General features: G+C 43.2%; 19 protein-coding genes. 9 read left to right on the top strand and 10 right to left on the bottom strand.

The window, feature by feature from the left end:
• Positions 1 to 101: 101 nt before the first annotated feature.
• Both AR334_RS29085 and AR334_RS21170 read right to left on the bottom strand, forming a co-directional pair.
• On the bottom strand, positions 102 to 233 hold the full coding sequence (locus AR334_RS29085; RefSeq protein WP_081810752.1) for a DUF3941 domain-containing protein: 132 nt from the start codon (positions 231 to 233) through the stop codon (positions 102 to 104).
• A gap of 72 nt (positions 234 to 305) precedes the next feature.
• Positions 306 to 1,169, bottom strand: a complete 864-nt coding sequence (locus AR334_RS21170; protein WP_066317199.1) for a S1 RNA-binding domain-containing protein — start codon at positions 1,167 to 1,169, stop codon at positions 306 to 308.
• A gap of 140 nt (positions 1,170 to 1,309) precedes the next feature.
• Between AR334_RS21170 and AR334_RS21165 the strand changes: the two genes are divergently transcribed.
• Positions 1,310 to 1,801 (top strand): YajQ family cyclic di-GMP-binding protein, encoded by a 492-nt coding sequence (locus tag AR334_RS21165; RefSeq protein WP_066317196.1) that lies wholly within the window; start codon positions 1,310 to 1,312, stop codon positions 1,799 to 1,801.
• 50 nt (positions 1,802 to 1,851) lie between these two features.
• Here the strand turns inward: AR334_RS21165 and AR334_RS21160 are convergent, their stop codons facing one another.
• Together AR334_RS21160 and AR334_RS21155 are read right to left on the bottom strand one after the other, a co-directional pair.
• Positions 1,852 to 2,724 carry an SDR family oxidoreductase gene (locus tag AR334_RS21160; RefSeq protein ID WP_066317193.1) on the bottom strand — a complete coding sequence of 291 codons (873 nt, stop codon included), beginning with the start codon at positions 2,722 to 2,724 and terminating at the stop codon, positions 1,852 to 1,854.
• Positions 2,725 to 2,823: 99 nt separating this feature from the next.
• Entirely contained in the window at positions 2,824 to 4,314 is a 1,491-nt protein-coding gene (locus AR334_RS21155; protein WP_066317188.1) for an alpha-amylase family glycosyl hydrolase, read from the bottom strand.
• A gap of 339 nt (positions 4,315 to 4,653) precedes the next feature.
• On the opposite strand from AR334_RS21155, the gene AR334_RS21150 reads away from it, so the two are divergent.
• Positions 4,654 to 5,217, top strand: a complete 564-nt coding sequence (locus AR334_RS21150) for a DUF2777 domain-containing protein (RefSeq protein ID WP_066317186.1) — start codon at positions 4,654 to 4,656, stop codon at positions 5,215 to 5,217.
• Between the two features lie 42 nt (positions 5,218 to 5,259).
• On the opposite strand, the gene AR334_RS21145 is transcribed toward AR334_RS21150, so the two are convergent.
• On the bottom strand, positions 5,260 to 6,291 hold the full coding sequence (locus tag AR334_RS21145) for a ThiF family adenylyltransferase (RefSeq protein ID WP_066317183.1): 1,032 nt from the start codon (positions 6,289 to 6,291) through the stop codon (positions 5,260 to 5,262).
• Positions 6,292 to 6,482: 191 nt separating this feature from the next.
• On the opposite strand from AR334_RS21145, the gene AR334_RS21140 reads away from it, so the two are divergent.
• Positions 6,483 to 8,315: an aldehyde ferredoxin oxidoreductase family protein gene (locus AR334_RS21140; RefSeq protein WP_066317180.1), complete on the top strand. Its 1,833-nt coding sequence runs from the start codon at positions 6,483 to 6,485 to the stop codon at positions 8,313 to 8,315.
• A 41-nt stretch (positions 8,316 to 8,356) separates the two neighbouring features.
• Here AR334_RS21140 and AR334_RS21135 read toward each other — a convergent pair whose 3' ends face one another.
• From AR334_RS21135 to AR334_RS21125, 3 genes are all read right to left on the bottom strand, one after another.
• A complete protein-coding gene (locus AR334_RS21135; RefSeq protein WP_066317177.1) occupies positions 8,357 to 8,629 on the bottom strand; it encodes a hypothetical protein in 273 nt (90 codons plus the stop codon).
• A 1-nt stretch (position 8,630) separates the two neighbouring features.
• Positions 8,631 to 8,903 carry a ubiquitin-like small modifier protein 1 gene (locus AR334_RS21130; protein WP_066317175.1) on the bottom strand — a complete coding sequence of 91 codons (273 nt, stop codon included), beginning with the start codon at positions 8,901 to 8,903 and terminating at the stop codon, positions 8,631 to 8,633.
• A 114-nt stretch (positions 8,904 to 9,017) separates the two neighbouring features.
• Positions 9,018 to 9,377 carry a YisL family protein gene (locus AR334_RS21125; RefSeq protein WP_066317173.1) on the bottom strand — a complete coding sequence of 120 codons (360 nt, stop codon included), beginning with the start codon at positions 9,375 to 9,377 and terminating at the stop codon, positions 9,018 to 9,020.
• 197 nt (positions 9,378 to 9,574) lie between these two features.
• Between AR334_RS21125 and AR334_RS21120 the strand changes: the two genes are divergently transcribed.
• From AR334_RS21120 to AR334_RS21095, 6 genes are all read left to right on the top strand, one after another.
• Positions 9,575 to 9,796 carry a spore germination protein gene (locus AR334_RS21120; protein WP_066317170.1) on the top strand — a complete coding sequence of 74 codons (222 nt, stop codon included), beginning with the start codon at positions 9,575 to 9,577 and terminating at the stop codon, positions 9,794 to 9,796.
• Between the two features lie 14 nt (positions 9,797 to 9,810).
• Complete coding sequence (locus AR334_RS21115) at positions 9,811 to 10,050, top strand: spore germination protein GerPB (protein ID WP_066317168.1); 240 nt, start codon at positions 9,811 to 9,813, stop codon at positions 10,048 to 10,050.
• 101 nt (positions 10,051 to 10,151) lie between these two features.
• On the top strand, positions 10,152 to 10,775 hold the full coding sequence (gerPC, locus tag AR334_RS21110; protein ID WP_253701334.1) for a spore germination protein GerPC: 624 nt from the start codon (positions 10,152 to 10,154) through the stop codon (positions 10,773 to 10,775).
• Complete coding sequence (locus tag AR334_RS21105) at positions 10,772 to 10,978, top strand: spore gernimation protein GerPD (protein ID WP_066317166.1); 207 nt, start codon at positions 10,772 to 10,774, stop codon at positions 10,976 to 10,978. Before gerPC ends, AR334_RS21105 begins: the two co-directional genes overlap by 4 nt.
• Positions 10,959 to 11,348: a spore germination protein GerPE gene (locus AR334_RS21100; RefSeq protein WP_066317164.1), complete on the top strand. Its 390-nt coding sequence runs from the start codon at positions 10,959 to 10,961 to the stop codon at positions 11,346 to 11,348. Before AR334_RS21105 ends, AR334_RS21100 begins: the two co-directional genes overlap by 20 nt.
• A gap of 42 nt (positions 11,349 to 11,390) precedes the next feature.
• The gene (locus tag AR334_RS21095) at positions 11,391 to 11,609 is read left to right on the top strand and encodes a spore germination protein (protein ID WP_066317163.1); all 219 of its coding nucleotides are present in this window, start codon (positions 11,391 to 11,393) and stop codon (positions 11,607 to 11,609) included.
• 165 nt (positions 11,610 to 11,774) lie between these two features.
• Here the strand turns inward: AR334_RS21095 and addA are convergent, their stop codons facing one another.
• Together addA and addB are read right to left on the bottom strand one after the other, a co-directional pair.
• On the bottom strand, positions 11,775 to 15,548 hold the full coding sequence (addA, locus tag AR334_RS21090; RefSeq protein ID WP_066317154.1) for a helicase-exonuclease AddAB subunit AddA: 3,774 nt from the start codon (positions 15,546 to 15,548) through the stop codon (positions 11,775 to 11,777).
• Positions 15,541 to 19,038, bottom strand: coding sequence for a helicase-exonuclease AddAB subunit AddB (gene addB, locus AR334_RS21085; RefSeq protein WP_066317151.1), 3,498 nt, complete (start codon positions 19,036 to 19,038; stop codon positions 15,541 to 15,543). The genes addA and addB overlap by 8 nt, the downstream gene beginning before the upstream one ends.
• Between the last annotated feature and the right edge of the window lie 66 nt (positions 19,039 to 19,104).

Below are 19,104 nucleotides of genomic sequence, written 5' to 3'. Positions count from 1 at the left end.
CAACAGACAAGGTTAATGTATCCAAACAAAAAAGACTGTCGATTAAAACCCGAAATCCTTCGGATTTGTCGACAGTCTGAAACTCGCCAGCCGGCGAGTTTTTATTTATGGTCCGTTTTTTTTGAATATTGGTTTTTGCCGGCCTGGCGGTTTTTTTCCCGCATCATGTTTTTTTCATGACGTAAGGCGTTATTGTCTTGCGCTTTTTTATCATTATCAGAAGTGTGCGGCATTATTTCATACTCCTTTCCAATTGCTTTCACTCTAGTTTCTGTCAATTTGAAAAAGACTATGTAACCGTGTTATCAATCTTTCTTTACATATGTCCACAAATCTTCCTGATACACCTTGCCGTCTTTCATCAACTTTCCAAGAGCGCGTTTAAAGGCTGCCTTACTTAAACCAAATCGTTCCTGAATGTCCTCAGGCATGCTTTTATCGCTGTAAGGCATCGCCCCGTTCCGGCTAAGAAGATAGTCATAAATCCTTTCAGCGTCAACATCCTGTGCCTCCTGCTTTCTGCCAAGCAAGGATACGTTGATGGTCCCATCTTCCTTAACATCGATAATCCGCCCTTCCACCTTCTCCCCAAGACGCGGCTCTTGGTTGCGCTGGGATTCATGGATAAACCCTTTAAATCCTTCAATGGTATAAATCCAACTGCCAACCTTGGCTGTGCGGTAAATATGTCCCTGGACGTTTTTGTTGAATTCCTTTCGGGTTGCTTTAGCCGAAATTGACTGGATGACCGGATCTGTTGCAAGTTTTGCATACAGCAGATTGCTGCGGTTAACCCTTAAAGTGATATAAAGCAAGTCGTCAGGTTTTGGCCAAACGGACCGATGTGCTGGCAGGTCGTCTGCGCCGAGCAAAATATCCTTCGTCAGGCCAATATTTAAAAAGACGCCGATCTCCGGTTTTACATCCGTTACCTTGACCCATGCATAGCGGTCAACAGACACTTCCGGGATGACCATAGAAGCGGCCGGGCGCCCTTCTGAATCGACAAAGATAAACACCTCTACCTGCTCGTTGTCTTCAAGCTCCCGATTTGCCTCATTTTTATGTAATAAAACATCTTCATTGCCGTCTGTTAAAAAATAGCCGAACGGAGCCTGGCGGGCAACCGTTAAAATTGTACTTTGACCAATAAATTCTTTTATAGCCATTTTATTCTCTCCTTTTTTGCACTTCGGAGCTGTTATTTTCGAAGTTGTAATGAACTGCTATATTTTACTATAATGGAGGCATGAATGGAAATCCTAGCAAACACGTGTACATATTATTTTTTAAAAATGGAGGGTAAATTATGTCAAAGGATAGTTCATTTGATATTGTGTCCAAAGTTGACTTTTCTGAAGTATCGAATGCCGTAACGCAAACAATGAAGGAAATTGGCACCCGCTACGACTTTAAAGGCAGCAAAAGTGAGGTCACGCTGGAAAAGGAAGAACTTGTTTTAGTATCTGATGACGAGTACAAGATGGATCAGTTAAAAGACGTTCTGCTAAGCAAGCTGATTAAGCGCGGCGTGCCAGTGCGAAATCTTGATTACAGTAAAATCGAGAAAGCCTCAGGCGGTACTGTCCGCCAGCGGGCAAAGCTTGTTCAAGGCATCGATAAGGAAAATGCAAAAAAAATTAATACCATTATTAAAAACAGCGGCGTAAAGGTAAAGAGCCAGGTCCAGGATGACCAAATCCGTGTTACCGGCAAAAGCCGCGATGACCTGCAGAAAATCATCTCTTTGGTACGTGAAGCCGACCTTACTGTGGATGTGCAGTTTATCAACTATAGATAATGATTTGGCGGAAAGGATGATCCTTTCCGCCTTTTTAATGTTTGTTAGTGTTACCCATTAACTACGGTTCCGCCATTGACATGAATCATTTGGCCGCTCATGTAGGAGGAATCCTCAGAGGCCAGGAATACATAACTTGGTGCCAGCTCACTAGGCTGGCCTGCCCGCCCCATTTCCGTATTTGACCCAAACGTTGCGACTTGGTCTGCCGGGAAGGTCGACGGAATAAGCGGAGTCCAGATCGGCCCGGGAGCGACACCGTTTACACGGATGCCTTTCGGTGCCAGAGAGAGAGCCAATGACCGGGTAAAAGTGACAATCGCTCCCTTTGTTGCGGAATAATCCACTAATTGTTCATTTCCTTTGTAGGCGGTGATGGAAGCCGTATTAATAATCGATGCTCCTTTCTTTAAGAAGGGCAACGCCATTTTTGTCATATAAAAAAAAGAGAAAATATTGGTCCGGAATGTTCTTTCCAGTTGGGCCGATGTAATATTCAAGATGCTGGGCTGTGGGTGCTGTTCGGCAGCATTGTTTACCAAAATATCAAGCCTGCCGAATTGGTTCATTGTATTCACAACTACTTCTTTGCAAAATTCCTCCTCCCCCACATCGCCCGAAAATAGAAGACATCTACGGCCTTCCGCTTCAATCAAGTTCTTTGTTTCCTCTGCATCCCCATGTTCATCAAGGTATGCAATGGCCAAATCTGCCCCTTCTTTGGCAAAATAAACCGCAACAGCCTTGCCAATTCCGCTGTCTCCGCCTGTTATAATGGCTGATTTTCCGGCTAATTTTCCTGCTGCCCTATAGTTCGGGGCGACTGAATTTGGCCGTGGGTTCATTTCACTCTCTATTCCCGGTTGATGATTTTGGTGTTGCGGCGGGAATGTTTGCTTTTGCTGGGTTTGGGAACTGCTCATTCTTCTATACCTCCATTGATAAGATCATTTATTAGTGTTAGAAAAATGAGTCAAAATATAATGAAAAAAGCACCGGGCCCGATCCCGATGCTTTACTGTTTATTCTACAATATTCCTTTTACTTCGCTTAATGATTAAAATCAAAAACACCAAAATCAATAAAACAGATACACCTACTGCTGAAATTAACGGCAGGTTTAGCCCTGTTTTTTCAGCGAGGACATAGATTTCCGAATTATCACGGTCAATGATGATATTGTATTGGTCTTTATAAGGACGGACCACGTCTCCGGCCAGTAAGCCGCGCAGCTCTTTCCCGTCCTCGAGCTGTTCGCTAGTTAGAGTAGCCTTTTGTGATTCCCGGGTATTATTAATAGCAATAATCGAGGTTTCCCCCTGATAAATACGCTTATAAACAGCGATCCCCTCTTTGTCGTAGAGCATTTCCATTGTTCCTCTGGTTAAAGAAGGTAATTTATTCCTTAATTCCCCAAGCTTCGTAATAAAGTCCATCAGCTCTTTTTCAGCCCGGAAACTCATCAAGCTACGGTTATCAGGGGTTTCCCCGCCATTTAACGCAATTTCCGTTCCGTAATAAACAACTGGAACACCCGGTGTGGTGTAAAGATAGGTTAACGCTGTCTTCCAGCGCGAACCAGGAAACTGGCGTTCATCCACAATATCCTTCGTGAATCTTGAAGTGAATTCATTATCGAAAAAAGTAGTAGTTGACTGTCCATTTTCCTGATTTGTTTTAAGAGATTCGAATGAGCGGCTCGTATTGGCAAAAGCCTTCCTAAGATTTTCATTGTGAGCATAATCAAATAAACTGTCAATCCCTGCGGACTTGAATTGTTCTGCCTCTATTGCCTGATTTTCAGCAGGCACCCCAACAAGGAAAAAGTCGGCCTTCTCTTTTTTGACCAATGCCGAAAACTCTTGCCAAAAGCTGACTGGAACATAATTAACTTGCGGAAGACTGTAGCCGTCGATATCTGTTTTATTGATCCACCATTTTGCGGCATCAATTAAATATTCCCGCACCTCTGGGTTGTCCTGATTAAGATCTGGCAGCCCATCAACCCACGCATTTTCTAACTCCTGTTGACTCTTTTTATGAAACCAATCCTGCTTGCTGGGATCCTTCACCCACTCATGGCTTTCTGCAACATTGTTTGCGACAAAATCAATCAATACCTTCATGTCTCGCTTGTGGGCTTCTTTTACAAGCTGCTGAAATTTCTTCATTGTGCCAAAATGCTCATCGACTTTGTAAAAATCCTCTACCCAATAGCCGTGATAGCCCTTTGGCGCATTATCAAACACTGGCGTCAAACGAATGGCTGTGAAGCCCATATCATGTATGTAGTCCAGTTTGTCAATGATGCCCTGGAAGTCCCCGCCGTTATAGGCTAAAGGGTCATTGGCATTGACATCAACATCATTGCTGCTATCCCCGTTATTAAATCGGTCAACTACCATCGAATATATCGTTTCATCCTGCCAGTTTCGGTCCTTTTTTTCCGCCGCGTCGACAGGAGTGGACAAACATAAAAACACTGCTATCAATATTAGATTTATTTTCCTCATAGAAATGCCTCCTCACAAAAAAAGCGAGGTGGACTTCCTCGCCTACACTCATTTTAATCCAACCTTGTCTATTATTCCAACTTTAATCAATATTTTCCGCCTAAAGTATTATCTGCACAATTGCCCATTCTTTATAGGCGGATAACGGAACTTTTGTGTCAAACGGCAGGAAACGGAATATCCTTTTAGTAAGGGGAATATTATGTTTTTTCCACACTGGGGATGTTTATGGCCGTAAGACCTGCATTGCAATACATAGTTTTTTAAAATAATTGAGTTATAAAAATCTATGAAGATGTCTAAAAAGAAAAATGAAAGCATCTGCCACGGAGGTTAACGATGAATCGACAGCAACGAATCCACCTATACGATATTCAAAAAAGAGCTTATACAGAAGGTTCTGTAGAAAATATAAACGATCAATGGATATTTTTTGATGAGGAAACGGAAGAGGCTTCGATGCTGGAAGAATACCTACATCAGGAGATCGAGATCTTTCGGATGAACCGCTGGAAAAAAGGAGTTTTACAGGAGCCAGGGAAAATCCGCGTCGGCAATGAAGTTACGATGCTCAAGGATCAGGACCTCGTGAGAATCAGAAAGCATTTGATCTATTCGCTCGAGAGACTCCTTGATGGAATTAATGATGATGCCTTTATTCAGTTTGTCACAACGTTAAATTCATTAAATTTTTCAATCTATGATTGTATCTACTGCTATAACCATTTATCATTCCTTTCCGATGAGAACCGGAAAGATGGTGTAAACTTTATGGTGTTTGACAATCAAGAACAGATTTGCAGCGTTCAACATCACTTCTGCTACTTTGAAAAAATCAGCGACCGCTTTGAATTTACCTTAAATACCGGCAAACGTCTGATTATAGAAAAAATGATTAGCTAGTGTAAAAGGCTCGGGAACCTCCCCGAGCCTTTGCTATTTCCCTCAGGTCCCTATATATTTGGCATGCAGCGCTTTTGCCGCAACGATATCATTTGTTCCGTGAATTAAAACCCTCGCGTCCTTGAACACCGTCATGGATATCGCCTCTACAGGTGAAAAGCGGAGCAAATATTCATTCACCGCTACTCTCCCGCTTTTTCCCAAAGCTTCCGCAAGTTTAAATAAATCAAGCTCCTGCGTACTCTTAGGATTAATTTGAACAGTATCCCGGCCACACAAAGTGGTATAAGCAACCTGCCGTTCCGAGGATCGGTCAAGAAAATCGAATTGGCCGTTAACACATGCCGGACATTGCGGATTTCTTCCTTGTGAGATATCCATCTGCATCGATGTGCCATCCCAAATATCGATTTGTTCCAGGTTTGGTGTTGATTCCCCTGTGCCCACCAATAGCTTAATTGTTTCCATCGCCTGAAAGGATCCGATTATATCCGTTAGTGGGGATAAAACACCGACAGTATCGCAGGTTTCGCCGGTACCTGCAGGGACATGCGGAAACAAGCAGCGATAACATGGCGTGTTTCCCGGCTTAAATACGGCAAACATTCCCCTAGAGCTTACGGCGGCCCCGTGAACCCACGGGATCCCATGTTTAACAGCGACATCATTTATTAAGAACCGGGTCATAAAATTATCGGTACCATCGACAATCACATTAAAACCTTTTAACAAATCTTCGGCATTTTCCAGATTTAAATCAGCGATGACGGCATCCACTTCAACTTCGGAATTAATTTTATTTAAGCGGTATCTTGCAGCAACTGCCTTCGGAAGATTCAGGCGGGCATCGTCTTCATCAAACAGAGTCTGTCGCTGCAAGTTAGATAATTCGACCAAGTCCCGGTCAATTAACCGGATATAGCCTACACCGGACCTGACAAGATGATTGGCAATAACGGTGCCAAGCGCCCCGGCACCAACAATGGCCACACGGCTCTGAAGTAGCCTTCGTTGGCCGTTTTCGCCAATTTTAGCAAATAAAATTTGCCTTGAATACCGCTCTAAGCCACTCATACAATACCTCTTTTCCAGCTGTCTCTTTTATTTACATTTTACCAAATTTAAATGATGAAAGTTTTAATTTTAAAAAAATTATAAAAATGGTATAATTAAAATTGGGTTTACAGTAATTTTATGTCAAATCTCTTAACTTATAAAATTAAATGTTTAGGAGATTAGTTTAAAAAAGAAAGAGGGGAAATGCTTTGAATCTTGGCGGCTTTAAAAACAAAGAAGTAGTAGTTGATTTAACGTCGGGAACAATCGATTACAGGTCAATCAATGAAGAGGATGCAAAAAAGTACATCGGCGGCCGTGGTCTTGGGGTTAAGTATGTATTGGATAACGGCCCTGAAGTGGAACCGTTTTCGCCTGAAAATCTATTATGCATTATGACTGGCCCAGTGACTGGTTCACGTTCATCCATGAGCGGACGACTTTGTGTAGTTACAAAATCACCACTGACCGGAACGGTTTCAGATTCACATATGGGCGGATGGACTGCGGCCCGTCTTAAGTGGGCAGGGATTGATAATATCCTAGTAAAAGGAAAAAGCGATAAGCCTGTTTACTTGTACATTGAAAATGGCAAAGCCGAGCTCCGTGATGCTTCAAACCTTTGGGGCACTAGCACAAGAGCATTTATCAAGGCGATGAAGGATGAACATGGAGAGCAGGATTTAAGTGTTATGACGATTGGCCAAGCCGGTGAAAACACTGTTCGCTTCGCCTCCTTCATCAACGAGCACGACCGTGCGGCAGGACGTGGTGGCACTGGTGCGGTTGCCGGTTACAAAAAATTAAAAGCAATTGTTATCAAGGCAGCCCAAAAAGGCAATATGCCGGTGGCAAAACTTGAAAACGAATATAAAGAGGCCAACAAAAAGGCAGTCAAGGCCATTCTTGACGGCGGATTAACAGCGCCTAATAAAGGCGGTCTTTCCGTTTATGGAACCAACGTATTAACAAACTTAATCAATGAAGTAGGTGCCCTCCCAACCAAGAACTCCCAGCTTACTCATTGGGAGCATGCCGAAAAGCACAGTGGCGAATATGTAAATACACACTTGCGTGTAGCTAATAACACCTGCCATGCCTGTCCGGTTGGCTGTAAGATCGAGGTAGAAGTGAAAGATGGAAAATACAAAACTCGAGTGGAAAGTATTGAGTTTGAATCGGCATGGTCACTTGGCTCAAACTGTTTACTAAGTGATGCCGAAGCAATTTCCTACCTGATTGACCGCTGTAACGAGTATGGCATTGATACAATCGAGCTTGGGCATGCTTTCTCAGTAGCAATGGAAGCGTTTGAAAAAGGGATTATTTCTGAAGAGGTAATCTGGGGCGATGCGGATTCGATGATTGAATTGACTAGAAAAATTGCCTATCGTGAAGGCTTTGGCGGCGTCCTTGCCGAGGGTCCTGCACGGGCAACAGCTTCTTGGGGTGTTCCCGAATTGTCCATGTCTGTTAAAGGTCAATCGATTCCTGCTTACGACCCACGCGGTATCCAAGGGATTGGACTTGGCTACGCGACTAGTAACCGAGGTGCCTGCCACCTTCGCGGCTATACTGTGGCAAGCGAAATTGCCGGCATCCCTGAACCGACAGACCGCTTGAAGCCAGAAGGAAAAGGTGAATTATTAAAAGTATTCCAAGATATGCTTGCATTCTCAGATTCTATGAATATTTGCAAATTCTCTTCCTTCTCCGAGAACGCTGAGCATTATGCCGAGCAATATAGTGCCATGACGGGCATCCCAATGACAGCCGAAGACGTGATGAAGGCCGGGGAAAGAATTTACAATCTTGAACGCTATTACAATAACCTTGCCGGCTTTAACAAGCGCGAGGATGATTTCCTTCCGAAGCGCTTTACTGAGGAGCCAGCCTCCGGGAACAGTGCCGGATATGTCAGCCGCATGGATATTATGCTGGAAGAATATTATCAAGTCCGCGGCTGGGAAGACGGGCTTGTGCCAGAATCTAAGCTTCGGGAATTAGGAATTATAGACCCTGAAGTTACCCAAACCGTTTAGTATTTATTAAGGCTCCTGCGGGATTTCCGCGGGAGCCTTATTTATCCGCCTATTCTGGTAGTTTTATAACGATAATGTTTGATTGTTTCATTGAGAAGCTTTTCACTACTGGCATAAAACCGAATCTTTATTGCATTTACCTTAAAGCTTTGGGTAAAGGCAATCTCTTTTTCTTCGAGGATTTCCCCTTTCCATCCTTCCGCTTCAAAAACATAGGGAAACGATTCCGTTATCTGTTTAGCACCCAGTTCCTCAAAATACATGCCAAGATGTTCAAGCCTAATGCCCCGAAACTCTAAATCTTTATGAACCATATTATCCACCGGCAACGGGCGGGAACAGAGCAAATTGGTCTGAATCGGCTATCTGCGTGTGCAAATCGTCAAGATGAATGATATTCTTGCCATTTACATACACATGAACAAAAGGAAGCAATTTTTTATCCGCTGTAAATAGTTCATCCTTTAAAGCAGGAAACATTTTAACCATTTTATCTAAAACATCAATGACCCTGTCGCCATCAGGATGAACCTCGACGGTAACCCCGCCGCATATTTCTCTAAGATTCGCAAACACCTTAACAATCATCCATCCCCACTCCTCTCAATAATCTTAATCATAAAATCAAAAGTCGAAATTGTCAGCTAATTATTTTTTCAAAAAAAGCCGCCAGGTGCACACCCCGACAGCTTAAGTTAAATCTTAGGGATTCATAATTGACAAAGGCAATTTGATAAAGCCTAAATATAAAACCAACACCCAGGCAATGACAAACTGAATCCAAAATACCGATGTTTTTCGTTTGTTAGCAACACGGCCAAGTATCATTTCAAAAAGACCGATAATCCATAGTCCCACCACAGCTTTTAGTATGTATAGAACACTGATTTTTGTAAGTGAGAATAACAAACCGATACCAGTCGCAATAATTAATAAATATAAAACCCTTAGAATCATCTTTACAATTTTTGCGCCCTTTTCTTTTCCGCCGGATTGTAAAGCGATGGCAACGAAAAATAAAATAAGTGCCAAAATCCAGGCTGTAACATGACCATGAATCATTTATTTGCCTCCTATGAATAATATTCGAAACTATCATACCATAGGCGTTAAAAAACACGAAGAAAAGTGAATCAAAATCGTAACAAACATTTTACCTTTACTTTCTTGGCTGTCCCTTACTTTCTTTGGGCGAATGTATCACATTATACTCGCCCAGTCATAAGATATTAGGAATCTAATTATAAAGGGTGATGTTGATGCCGGCAATTGTTGGAGTTGCTCAGGTAATAACCTTGGGAAACAGCTCTGTGTTTCACATTGGAGATGTTTATAAAATTATGCCATTTGCCGCCGCTAAAACATTCTCTGGTGCGGGCTCCTTTAATACGGGCGAGCGGCTTGATGTCCACAACAGTTTAAGTAACACAAATACCTATGATCCAGACATGATTGATCAAGCAAATTCCTTTAATATGTAAGGAATGGTGGTTCCATGAATTTCTATATTCAACAGAATATTCAAATAAATTTTATCAAAATCGGGGGTATTACCAACTCCTCTGTCTTGCAGATTGGCAGTGCTGGAATCATTAAACCGGTTGCCTATTTATCAAATACAGGCGGCTTTACACAACCCGCGCCTGCCGCAATCAAACCGGGTGAATTGGCACCCGAGCTTCCTTCATCACAGATACTTGCTCCTGCTGTCCCGCTGCAAGCACCGGTCCAGTAAGCAAATGAATGTTCACTATAAACTTGCCATCTTGCAAAATATTTAGCTGGAAACATGCATATATTTAGGAAAGTATCTAATTTAGGAGATTCACTGGTGAGGTGATTGTTTTGTACCAGGATTTTTACCAATACCTTCAGTGGCTGCAAAGCTATATCCAATCACAGGAACAGAGAATTGCATCACTAGAAAAAATGGTTGGAAGCATGAGAAATGAATTGAAACAGTTACGTGAAAAACAAGCCATTCATGTGGACCGAATTGAATATAAATTTGACCAATTGAAAGTGGAAACTTTAGAGGGAACATTGACCATTGGCTTAAATCCGAATGACATGGCAGGAATCGAGGATTTTGCCGTCCAAAATCAAACATTAAAAACTCCTTTATCTCCGAATGCCCAAATGAAAAGAACGATAAAAATCGAGGAAGCAATTTATCAATATTTAGAAACGGAGCTGCCGCAAATTCTCGAGGAAACGCAGGCCAGATTAGCCATTCCTACTAATGAATCCTACTTATCCTTTATAAAAGACGACATTATCAAACAACTTCCTAACCGGATTGATTTTCATTTAAAATCGTTTCAGCAGCAAAATCACTCACTCGATCCCAATTCAGTTGATAAGCAGATCATCGAATTAATTAAACAGGAAATACGAAATGGAGTTTCGATATTTTTAAGTCATTTACCTGATCAAGTGAAGGGAATGAAAAAAGAATGATATTTGAAGTTTACAACCGAAATCTCTGTGTAAACAACATCAAAATTACCGGTGTAGCAAGCTCCTCGATGGTCATGATTGGCGATACCGAAGCCATACAATTAGCCTCTGCTTTTGACACTCCTCCTGAATCATTAATCATCGGACCGTTTGTGCCGTTAGCACCGGATGTGACACCTGGATATGCTGGAGAGACTATCTAATGTAGACCGTATTGAAGTAATGGTTGCTTCATTTTCTTCCATTCTTCAGCTGGGCGATTCTTGTATCGTTGATAGTTTTTCAAGGGCAATTGCTGTCCAGCGGGAAGCTGAAATATTTTATGGCAATGAAGGGAACCCTCCGTCATTTCCTGTGACGACAAAGCCGATTCCGTTTCTGCCGATAACAGAAGCCCTTTCCTACCGAGTTTATAATAGCAATCCTGTTATTAAGGTTCATAACTTAGAAGTAATTGGGTTTTCAAATGCTTCCATCCTGCATGTTGGCAATACAAAGAAGGTTTCAATGGAAGCCAGGGTAAAGCATATCCGACAGCTTTTGCCTTATGGGCACGAACAAGATATGCGTTGACGACATATGTTGCTTATTAGCTTACTGTAAAGGATGTTTTCGATGCCAGCTATAATCGGTCCCGTACAAATTGTCAACGTCACCGGAGGAATTGTTCATTTTGGTGATACACTGTATATCTCGCCGAAGACCGGTTCCAAAACCGCAGGAGGCTCAGGCGGTTTTAATACTGGCGGAATAGTGTTAACCTACAATGGGCTGAGCGGTACAAATGTGCTCGATACGAAACTGATAGACCAGCCGATTGTCGGTAATAACTAAAGTAGAAAAGCGGAAGCGCCTTGGTCAGCCCCGACCAGCATAAGACGAGCCGGCAGGAAGGTTGCTTTTTAACCTTCATGACGGATTGGCTTATGACCTCGAGGGGCTAGGCGCTGGAGCTGGACAAAAATGACATACTCCATTTATGGGTATGTCATTTTGATGTTATTCAAGTTTTAATATGTGAGCGCCATCAAAGAAGAATAGATATCGTTCATGGACTTTGCGTTTCCAAATTTGTTCAATCGCTCTTGTATATAAATTGATTTGCAACTTATAGCGACTTTCAAGAATAGGTTGTGCCTGCGCGAATCCACCTTTAAATCGATCGGTAATCCCATCAGATTTATAATCAATTAAGGTGAGGCCAGTCTCATCCTCGAGGATACAATCTATAATCCCTTGGACGAATACAAATTCCTCCTCTTCTTTCCAATCAGGATAAATGTCTTGAGCTGGCAAAGATAGCGTAAACGGTACCTCGCGATGGACCTTTTTTGCTTGAAAATAACGTGAACCCAACGTCGTTTCAAAAAACTGCGAAATAAGCTTGGCATCAATCACTTCGGCTTGCTCTGCCGTTAAAAGCTCGTTCATAACCATCGTATCAACTTGTTGAGCAATTACCATCTCACTAACGGGCTTTGACAAATCCACGTGCTGCATCACCATATGCATTGCTGTCCCCCGTTCAGCTGAGGTTAACGACTTTTCCTGCATAAACTTTGGCCGCTTTACAATCGACTTTTTAAATCGATGGATCAATTCTGTACCGCTTTGTTCATCAGCGATTTCACGCTGACGTTTGATTTCCGAAACCGATTGTTTCGAACGATGACTTGCCGCACTTTGATGGGCATATGTCCAAGAAAGTCGTGCTGATACTTCATCCGCAAAATCCGAAGCTGTCGGAACAGTTTGTCCTTTTTCAACCATCTCGATCCAGTGGTCCGTTTCCATTTCTAGGTCGTGGGTTTGGCTTTTTACCTCATCGGCGCTGATGACATAAATTTTCCAAGTAGCAGGATGGGCCGTGATTTCCTCATTCACTAGAGCGTTTGTCTCCGCTCCTCCTCTTAATACGCGCCCATCCTGATGGCGAACCAGCGCTGGACCAATCCAGTCAATATAGCCTGTTGCCGATGCCCGCAGGTAATCCTTGAGCAGCCAATCCTTATGGTTGGAAACATCCAACCATTGATCGAATTTTTTCGTTGCATCTTTTAGGGTGGCTGTTAAATACAGCTTTTCCTTTGCCCGCGTCATTGCCACATACAAAACCCGCATTTCTTCTGCAAGCATTTCCATCTTTTTCTTCCGTTTAAACGCAAGCTGCGGCAGTGAAGGATACGATATCCGCTTCTCGGCATTCACATATTTAGCGGCGAACCCGAATTCCTTATCGAGCATAAACGGCTTCCTTAGGTCTGTCAAATTGAAATTTCGCGCCATCCCGGCCATGAAGACAATCGGAAATTCAAGTCCCTTACTGCTATGGATCGTCATGATTCGAACGACATCCTCCTGCTCACCAAGTGCCCTTGCCGCTCCAAGGTCGTCTCCTCGATCGATCATTCGCTCAATAAAACGCAAGAACCGGAACAACCCGCGGAAAGAGGTCTGTTCGTAGGTCCGTGCCCGATCGTACAGCGCTTTTAAGTTTGCCTGACGTTGCTTTCCGCCCGGCAAACCGCCGACGAAATCGTAAAAATGGGTATCGCGGTACAGCTGCCAAATTAATTCAGAAAGCGCCCCGTTTCTTGCTAATGAACGCCATTCTGTCACACTGTTATAAAACTGGCGAACCTTATCGTAAAATGCCTCCGTTATTTCCGCCTCTTTATGGCGACAAAAAGCGGAAACCGCCTCCCAGAAAGAACCACGTTTGTAATGCACACGGATTTTTGCCAACTCCTCTTCATTTAACCCGACAATGGGGGAGCGAAGCACAGCAGCCAGTGGGATGTCCTGGTACGGATTATCGATAACCCGGAGCAGCGACACCATAATCGCCACTTCTGTTGCCTCAAAATAACCCGTCGACAAGTTCGCATAGATGGGGATTCCTTGCTGCTTAAATTCCTCCATAATTTGCGGTGCCCAAGTCATTGATCGCAATAATATCACGATATCCCTGTACATGAGTGAACGGGTTGATTTTGTTTTGGCATTATAGACAGGGGTGCCTTTTTCGATTAGTTCCTTTATTTTTGCAGCAATGACCCTCGCCTCAAGTTGAGAGCTTTCAAGATCTACCGCATCTAATAAGGATGATGGTTCCTCCGTGTCAACTTCCGATTCAACTGGTGCCTCCACCGTTTCTCTGTTTTGATCGATTAGGATCAACTCAGCCGGAAATGGCTTATCTTCCGGATATGGAGCACCGGTTCTCAACTCGGCTGCTTCATCATATTCAATTTCGCCGACACTAACCCCCATAATTTGTTTAAACAAATAGTTTGTCGCATTCAGAACTTCCTTTCGGCTCCGGAAATTCCTTGCCAAGTCAATTCTTAGTCCGCCAGTCCCACCATCCAAAGTAAACCGATTATATTTGGATAAAAATAAATTGGGCTCCGCTAACCGAAACCGATAAATCGATTGTTTAACATCGCCAACCATAAACATATTGCCATTTGTCTCATCTTCCATTGCTACCAATTTTAAAATGGTTTCCTGAACCATGTTCGTATCCTGATATTCATCAACATACACCTCTTTAAAGTGGCGTCGGTAAGCGAGGGCCGCCTCTGATGGCTGAAATTCCTCCGATTTCGATTCAGTCAGAATGTCAAGGCAATAATGTTCTAGGTCAGCGTAATCAACTAGACCTTTCTCCCGTTTTGCTTTTTCAAACATGACAGAAAATTGTTTTACCAAATAAATCAGTGTCTCAATCAATGGCTGCATCTCGCCCATGTCACGTAAAAAACTTTCCGGCTTGCGAGAAAAAAGCTCGTCTTTTAAGTCCTGGATTTTTTTCTTGGCCTTATCGCGAAGCTTTTGGGCTTTTTCTGTCAGTTCTTTATCATACTGGTCGCCTTTTACCTGTTTGGCCCTGGAGAATGACCAGGATTGCATTGCCTGATGCAGCGTTTGCCATGAGTCTTGGTTAGCTTGGATTAGCGTATCAATGACCAAAAGATCATCCAAAAAGTTCTCCGCCCTTGGCGCCGGTCCCCCAGGAAGTTTCGTGAGCTCCATTCCCTGTTTGATTAGTTCCTTTGCACCTTCAAGCTGTAACTGTATATCAAATAGGAGCGCCCGAATAAATGGCAGCTGTTCAAGATGATCAATTCCTGCAACATCATACATGGAAACAATGGATTGCAAATAGTGCTCCGGCAACGGATTTGATCGGGCAAAATCATAGATTGATTGAACAATTTCCATCAGCGCTGCATCACTTCGATCACTGGTAAACGAATCTACCAATCTGAAAAATTGTTCATTATCCGGTTTTCCATATTCCTCTTCAAATAGCTCATCCAAAACTTCATCTCTTATTAATTGGGCTTCTGTAGCATCGGCAATTCTAAAACCCGGGTCGACATCGATTAAGTAATAGTATTTCCGAATCACCTCCATACAAAAGGAGTGAAGCGTTGAAATCGAGGCCTTGTTTAACAAACTAAGCTGTTTTCTTAAATGGCGAGAGCCCGGATGATCATCAATGGCTTTTTCCAATGCCTCGCCAATTCGATGCCGCATTTCTGCCGCTGATGCGTTGGTAAAGGTAACCACTAATAATTCATCCACATTGATAGGGTCTTGTTCGGAAAGAATTTTTCTGATCATCCTCTCGACGAGGACAGCTGTTTTTCCCGACCCTGCCGCAGCTGCGACAAGAATGTCCTTATCACGGGCCATAATGGCTTTCCATTGATCCTCAGTCCAGGTTACATCCTCCGGTTTTGGCGGAATAACCAAATTACTCATCCTCTCTCAGCTCCTTTCCGATTAACTCCAAAACGGTTTCCTTTGAATGCGGTGTGAGAATTCGGTAACGATTTTGTTCAATGGATTCATCAAATTGACAAACCGATTTAAAGGAACAAAATGTGCAAGGTATTTTATCTTTTAACTTAAAGGGGGCAATATCAAGCTTCCCCTCGACAATTGCATTTCCGGTATTTTGGTAAATTTTTCGGACATAACTTTTAAGATTCTCAAACTCTTCAATACTGGCAACCTTTGATTTTTTCGATAACTGGCCATCCTTCTTGATTCCTGCGGCAATTATTTGTGAATCGCCGGATTCAAGCGATTGGTCCATTAAGCGAATGACGTTCTGGTCACTTAGCATTAATCCGTTCATTTTGAATTTTTTCATGATTTCTTTTTCAATTTCATCCAATGTTAGCATTTTCGTGGTATTGACAAATGGATTATGAACATGAAAATAAAGAACCCCAGCCGGACTTGCTTTCATCTCGACCAATTCCTTTGAATGGGTCATTACAATATCAAGATACGTAAGCATTTGTAGAGCAAGGCCGTAATAAACCTCGGTTAAATTAACATCCTTTTCACTCGATTTATAATCAATGACCCGCAAAAACACATGATTGTCATCGGCTTTTGCCTGGTCAACTCTGTCAATCCTGCCGGCCAGTTCCATCCGTTTGCCATTTTTTAATGAAAATGTTAATGGCGGCAGCGCGCCGTTTGGACCAAAACCAAGCTCCAGGCCAATGGGCGAAAAGCCACTCACCTTGGCATGATCACTTAGAACCAAAGAGGCTCTAGTGATGATTTGCTCCAGCTTTCGTTTAATATAATGGTGCCGCTCCGAGCTTAGTAGAATCTCATTTTGCAGTTTCGGGGCTAACATTTTCACAGCTTCCTTCGACAGCTGTTCGCATTGTTGTCTCGAGAGTGCGGCCCAAGATAGTTTCTGTTCGTTAATCATGTCGGCAATTTGTTTCAACGCCGCATGGAACAGTTCTCCGATATCAGGGGCCTCCAGACGAAAGACTTGGCGTTCGCGAAGCTTAAGCCCATGCTGGGCAAAATGAGAAAAAGCACAGGAATTATACAGCTCCATTCGCGATACGCTGGCCTGAATCGAATCCCCGTACAATTCAGCCGCAGTGTCTTCAGTAAGTCTTACGGTTCCATTACTGTAAAACAGACTGGAGAATACCTTCTGTGCCTGCTTCTTGTGCGTACTGTTCATGTAAAAGTTATATACATCCCACCACAATCCAGAAATAGGATAATTCCGTTTCTTTAGCTGCAGCTGGGCATTCAGATAGGCCAAGGTCGTCGTGATATTGGCCACGAAGCCAAGCTGCTCCGAATCCGTTGCCTGGCCTGGGTCGGTATGATACTCAAGCTGACTCATTTCCGGAAACATATCTTTCAATCTCTTAATATAGGAAGAGGGAATTAACGCTTTTCCTTCCTCATTGGCTAGCGGATAACTGACATAAAGCAAGTCTGATGGTGCCGTAAATGCTTTATAGGCCAAAAAATTCTCATCAAGCAAGCGTGTCCGGCTGCTTGGCGCCACCTTTATACCAGAGGCAAGCAGTAGTTCTCTGTCCTCATCCTGGAGAATGCCTTCAACAGAGATTTTTGCAGGCAATACCCCTTCATTTACACCGAGCACGAACACCACCTTCATGCCATTTAACCGCGATTTCTCCAAATCGCCAATTAACACCTGGTCAAGTGCCGGCGGAATTAATGAAAAATGCAGCGATTCAAAGCCAGCCTCTAATATCGTTGCAAAAGATTTTATATCAACAGGTTCATCACCTAAAATCTCAACAAACTGATCCAACAAATCAATGACGGCATTCCATACCTGCTCATGCTCTCGAGCCTTTATCAGATTGCCCGTCTCTTCAGCAACGAACTTCCAGTTTTCCAGCTTCGCGGGTACATCCAATTCCTCAAGGAATAAGTAAACTGCCTCGCAAAGCTTCCGGCCTGTGTCCGCTTTTTTCAGCCGGCGTGAAAGACGTAGAATAGGAGCGGAAATCATCAACTTTAACTCATTTAATTCCTGCTCCAGCACCTTTTCAGCATCTGTCTGCCCATTTATGTCAGACTCAAGGCCCCGGAAGCGCCGATAAATCCAGCGATCCTTTTTCGTCCATTTGCTCCCATTTATCCCATAGGCCAGCACGTAGTTTTCAAGTCGATCCATCTTTTCCCGCATTTTTACGGGATTTTCCTGCATCGGGTACATCAAATCGGTTTTAATCGCCCGAAATACCGGCTCATAGCGCCAAAAGGAGTTGATAACTTCAAGGGTTGAACGGATCAATTCAACCAGCGGATGATTGAGCATCGTCCGTTTTTGGTCAATAAAATACGGCAGCCCATAATCGGTGAAGACGGGTTCAACAATTTCATGATATTCCCCGCCGTTTCGGATTAATAACGCCATATCCCGATAGCGGTACCCTTTCGATCGGGCAAGCTCACGAATTTCACGGGCAATTCCTTCCACCTCGGCCCGGCGATTCCCGGCCTGGCAAAGATGGATGGCTGTTTCTCCGGCAAACGGGATTGCAGGCCTGGCATCAAATTTTTCTTCCAAATGTTTTAGTGATGAGCTGTTCCATCTGTTTGGCTTGGTCATTATTACCGGTTGTTCAATTTCAATGCCTTCTGTTTTGGCTATTTCATGAATAGAAATAATCGCCTCTTTAGAAGCACGAAACAAATCCAGCTCGTCCGGCTGAGCATCAAAATGAACATGATCGGTTGTCATCGCAATTGAGACCCTGCGGCATTGCTTCATCAATTCCAAGATAATTTGGTATTCTTGAGGTGAAAAGCTATAAAAGCCATCAATATAGATCTCAGCATCACGCAAATAAGCAGAACTTGCTATTTTTTCAGCAAGCAGTCGAAAATAATCTTCCGAATCGATGTACTTGCCGAAGATTTCCTCTTCAAACTTTTGATAAATGACTTCCAGGTCGGCTAATTTATCACGTAAGGCGATAGCCGCCGTCGAGTGATCGGATGCCATTTGCAGCGACCCCGCTGCTAAATCCTCTGGTCTTAAGCAATATCGCTTGAACTCCGTAATCATTTGCTCTAGCTGTGCAACAAAGCCCGTCTTATCGGAAGCCCGGTTGAAAAGCTTTAGCTGCTCCTTCTTTTCGTCAATAATTTTGCGAATTAACATGCTCATACCGACACTGCTTAAGTGCGAACGGCTAATACCGCCTGTCTCTTGCAGGATTCGCCATGCCAACCGGGAAAAACTGTACACCTGGGCACGAATCATCCCGTTTAGGTTAGAATTCGCTGCCAAGCGGTATTCTGACATGAAGGTCATCTGCTCTGGAACGATATAAATAATCGGTGTCCCCTCCGGGTTTTCAATAAGCATGTCCTCAATTTCTTTAAAAAATAATTCTGTTTTGCCGCCCCCCGAACGCCCGGTTACCATCCTTAATGACATATAGGACCCTCACTTTCCTCGAAGTCTGTATCAATCATTTTAACATATTACAGGCACAAACGTTTG

The sequence above is a fragment of the Bacillus sp. FJAT-29814 genome, assembly GCF_001510715.1.
In the GTDB taxonomy this organism is placed as follows: Bacteria; Bacillota; Bacilli; order Bacillales; family Cytobacillaceae; genus Neobacillus.
Note: the sequence above shows the minus strand (reverse complement) of the source record. Positions and strands in the feature narration are given on the sequence as shown.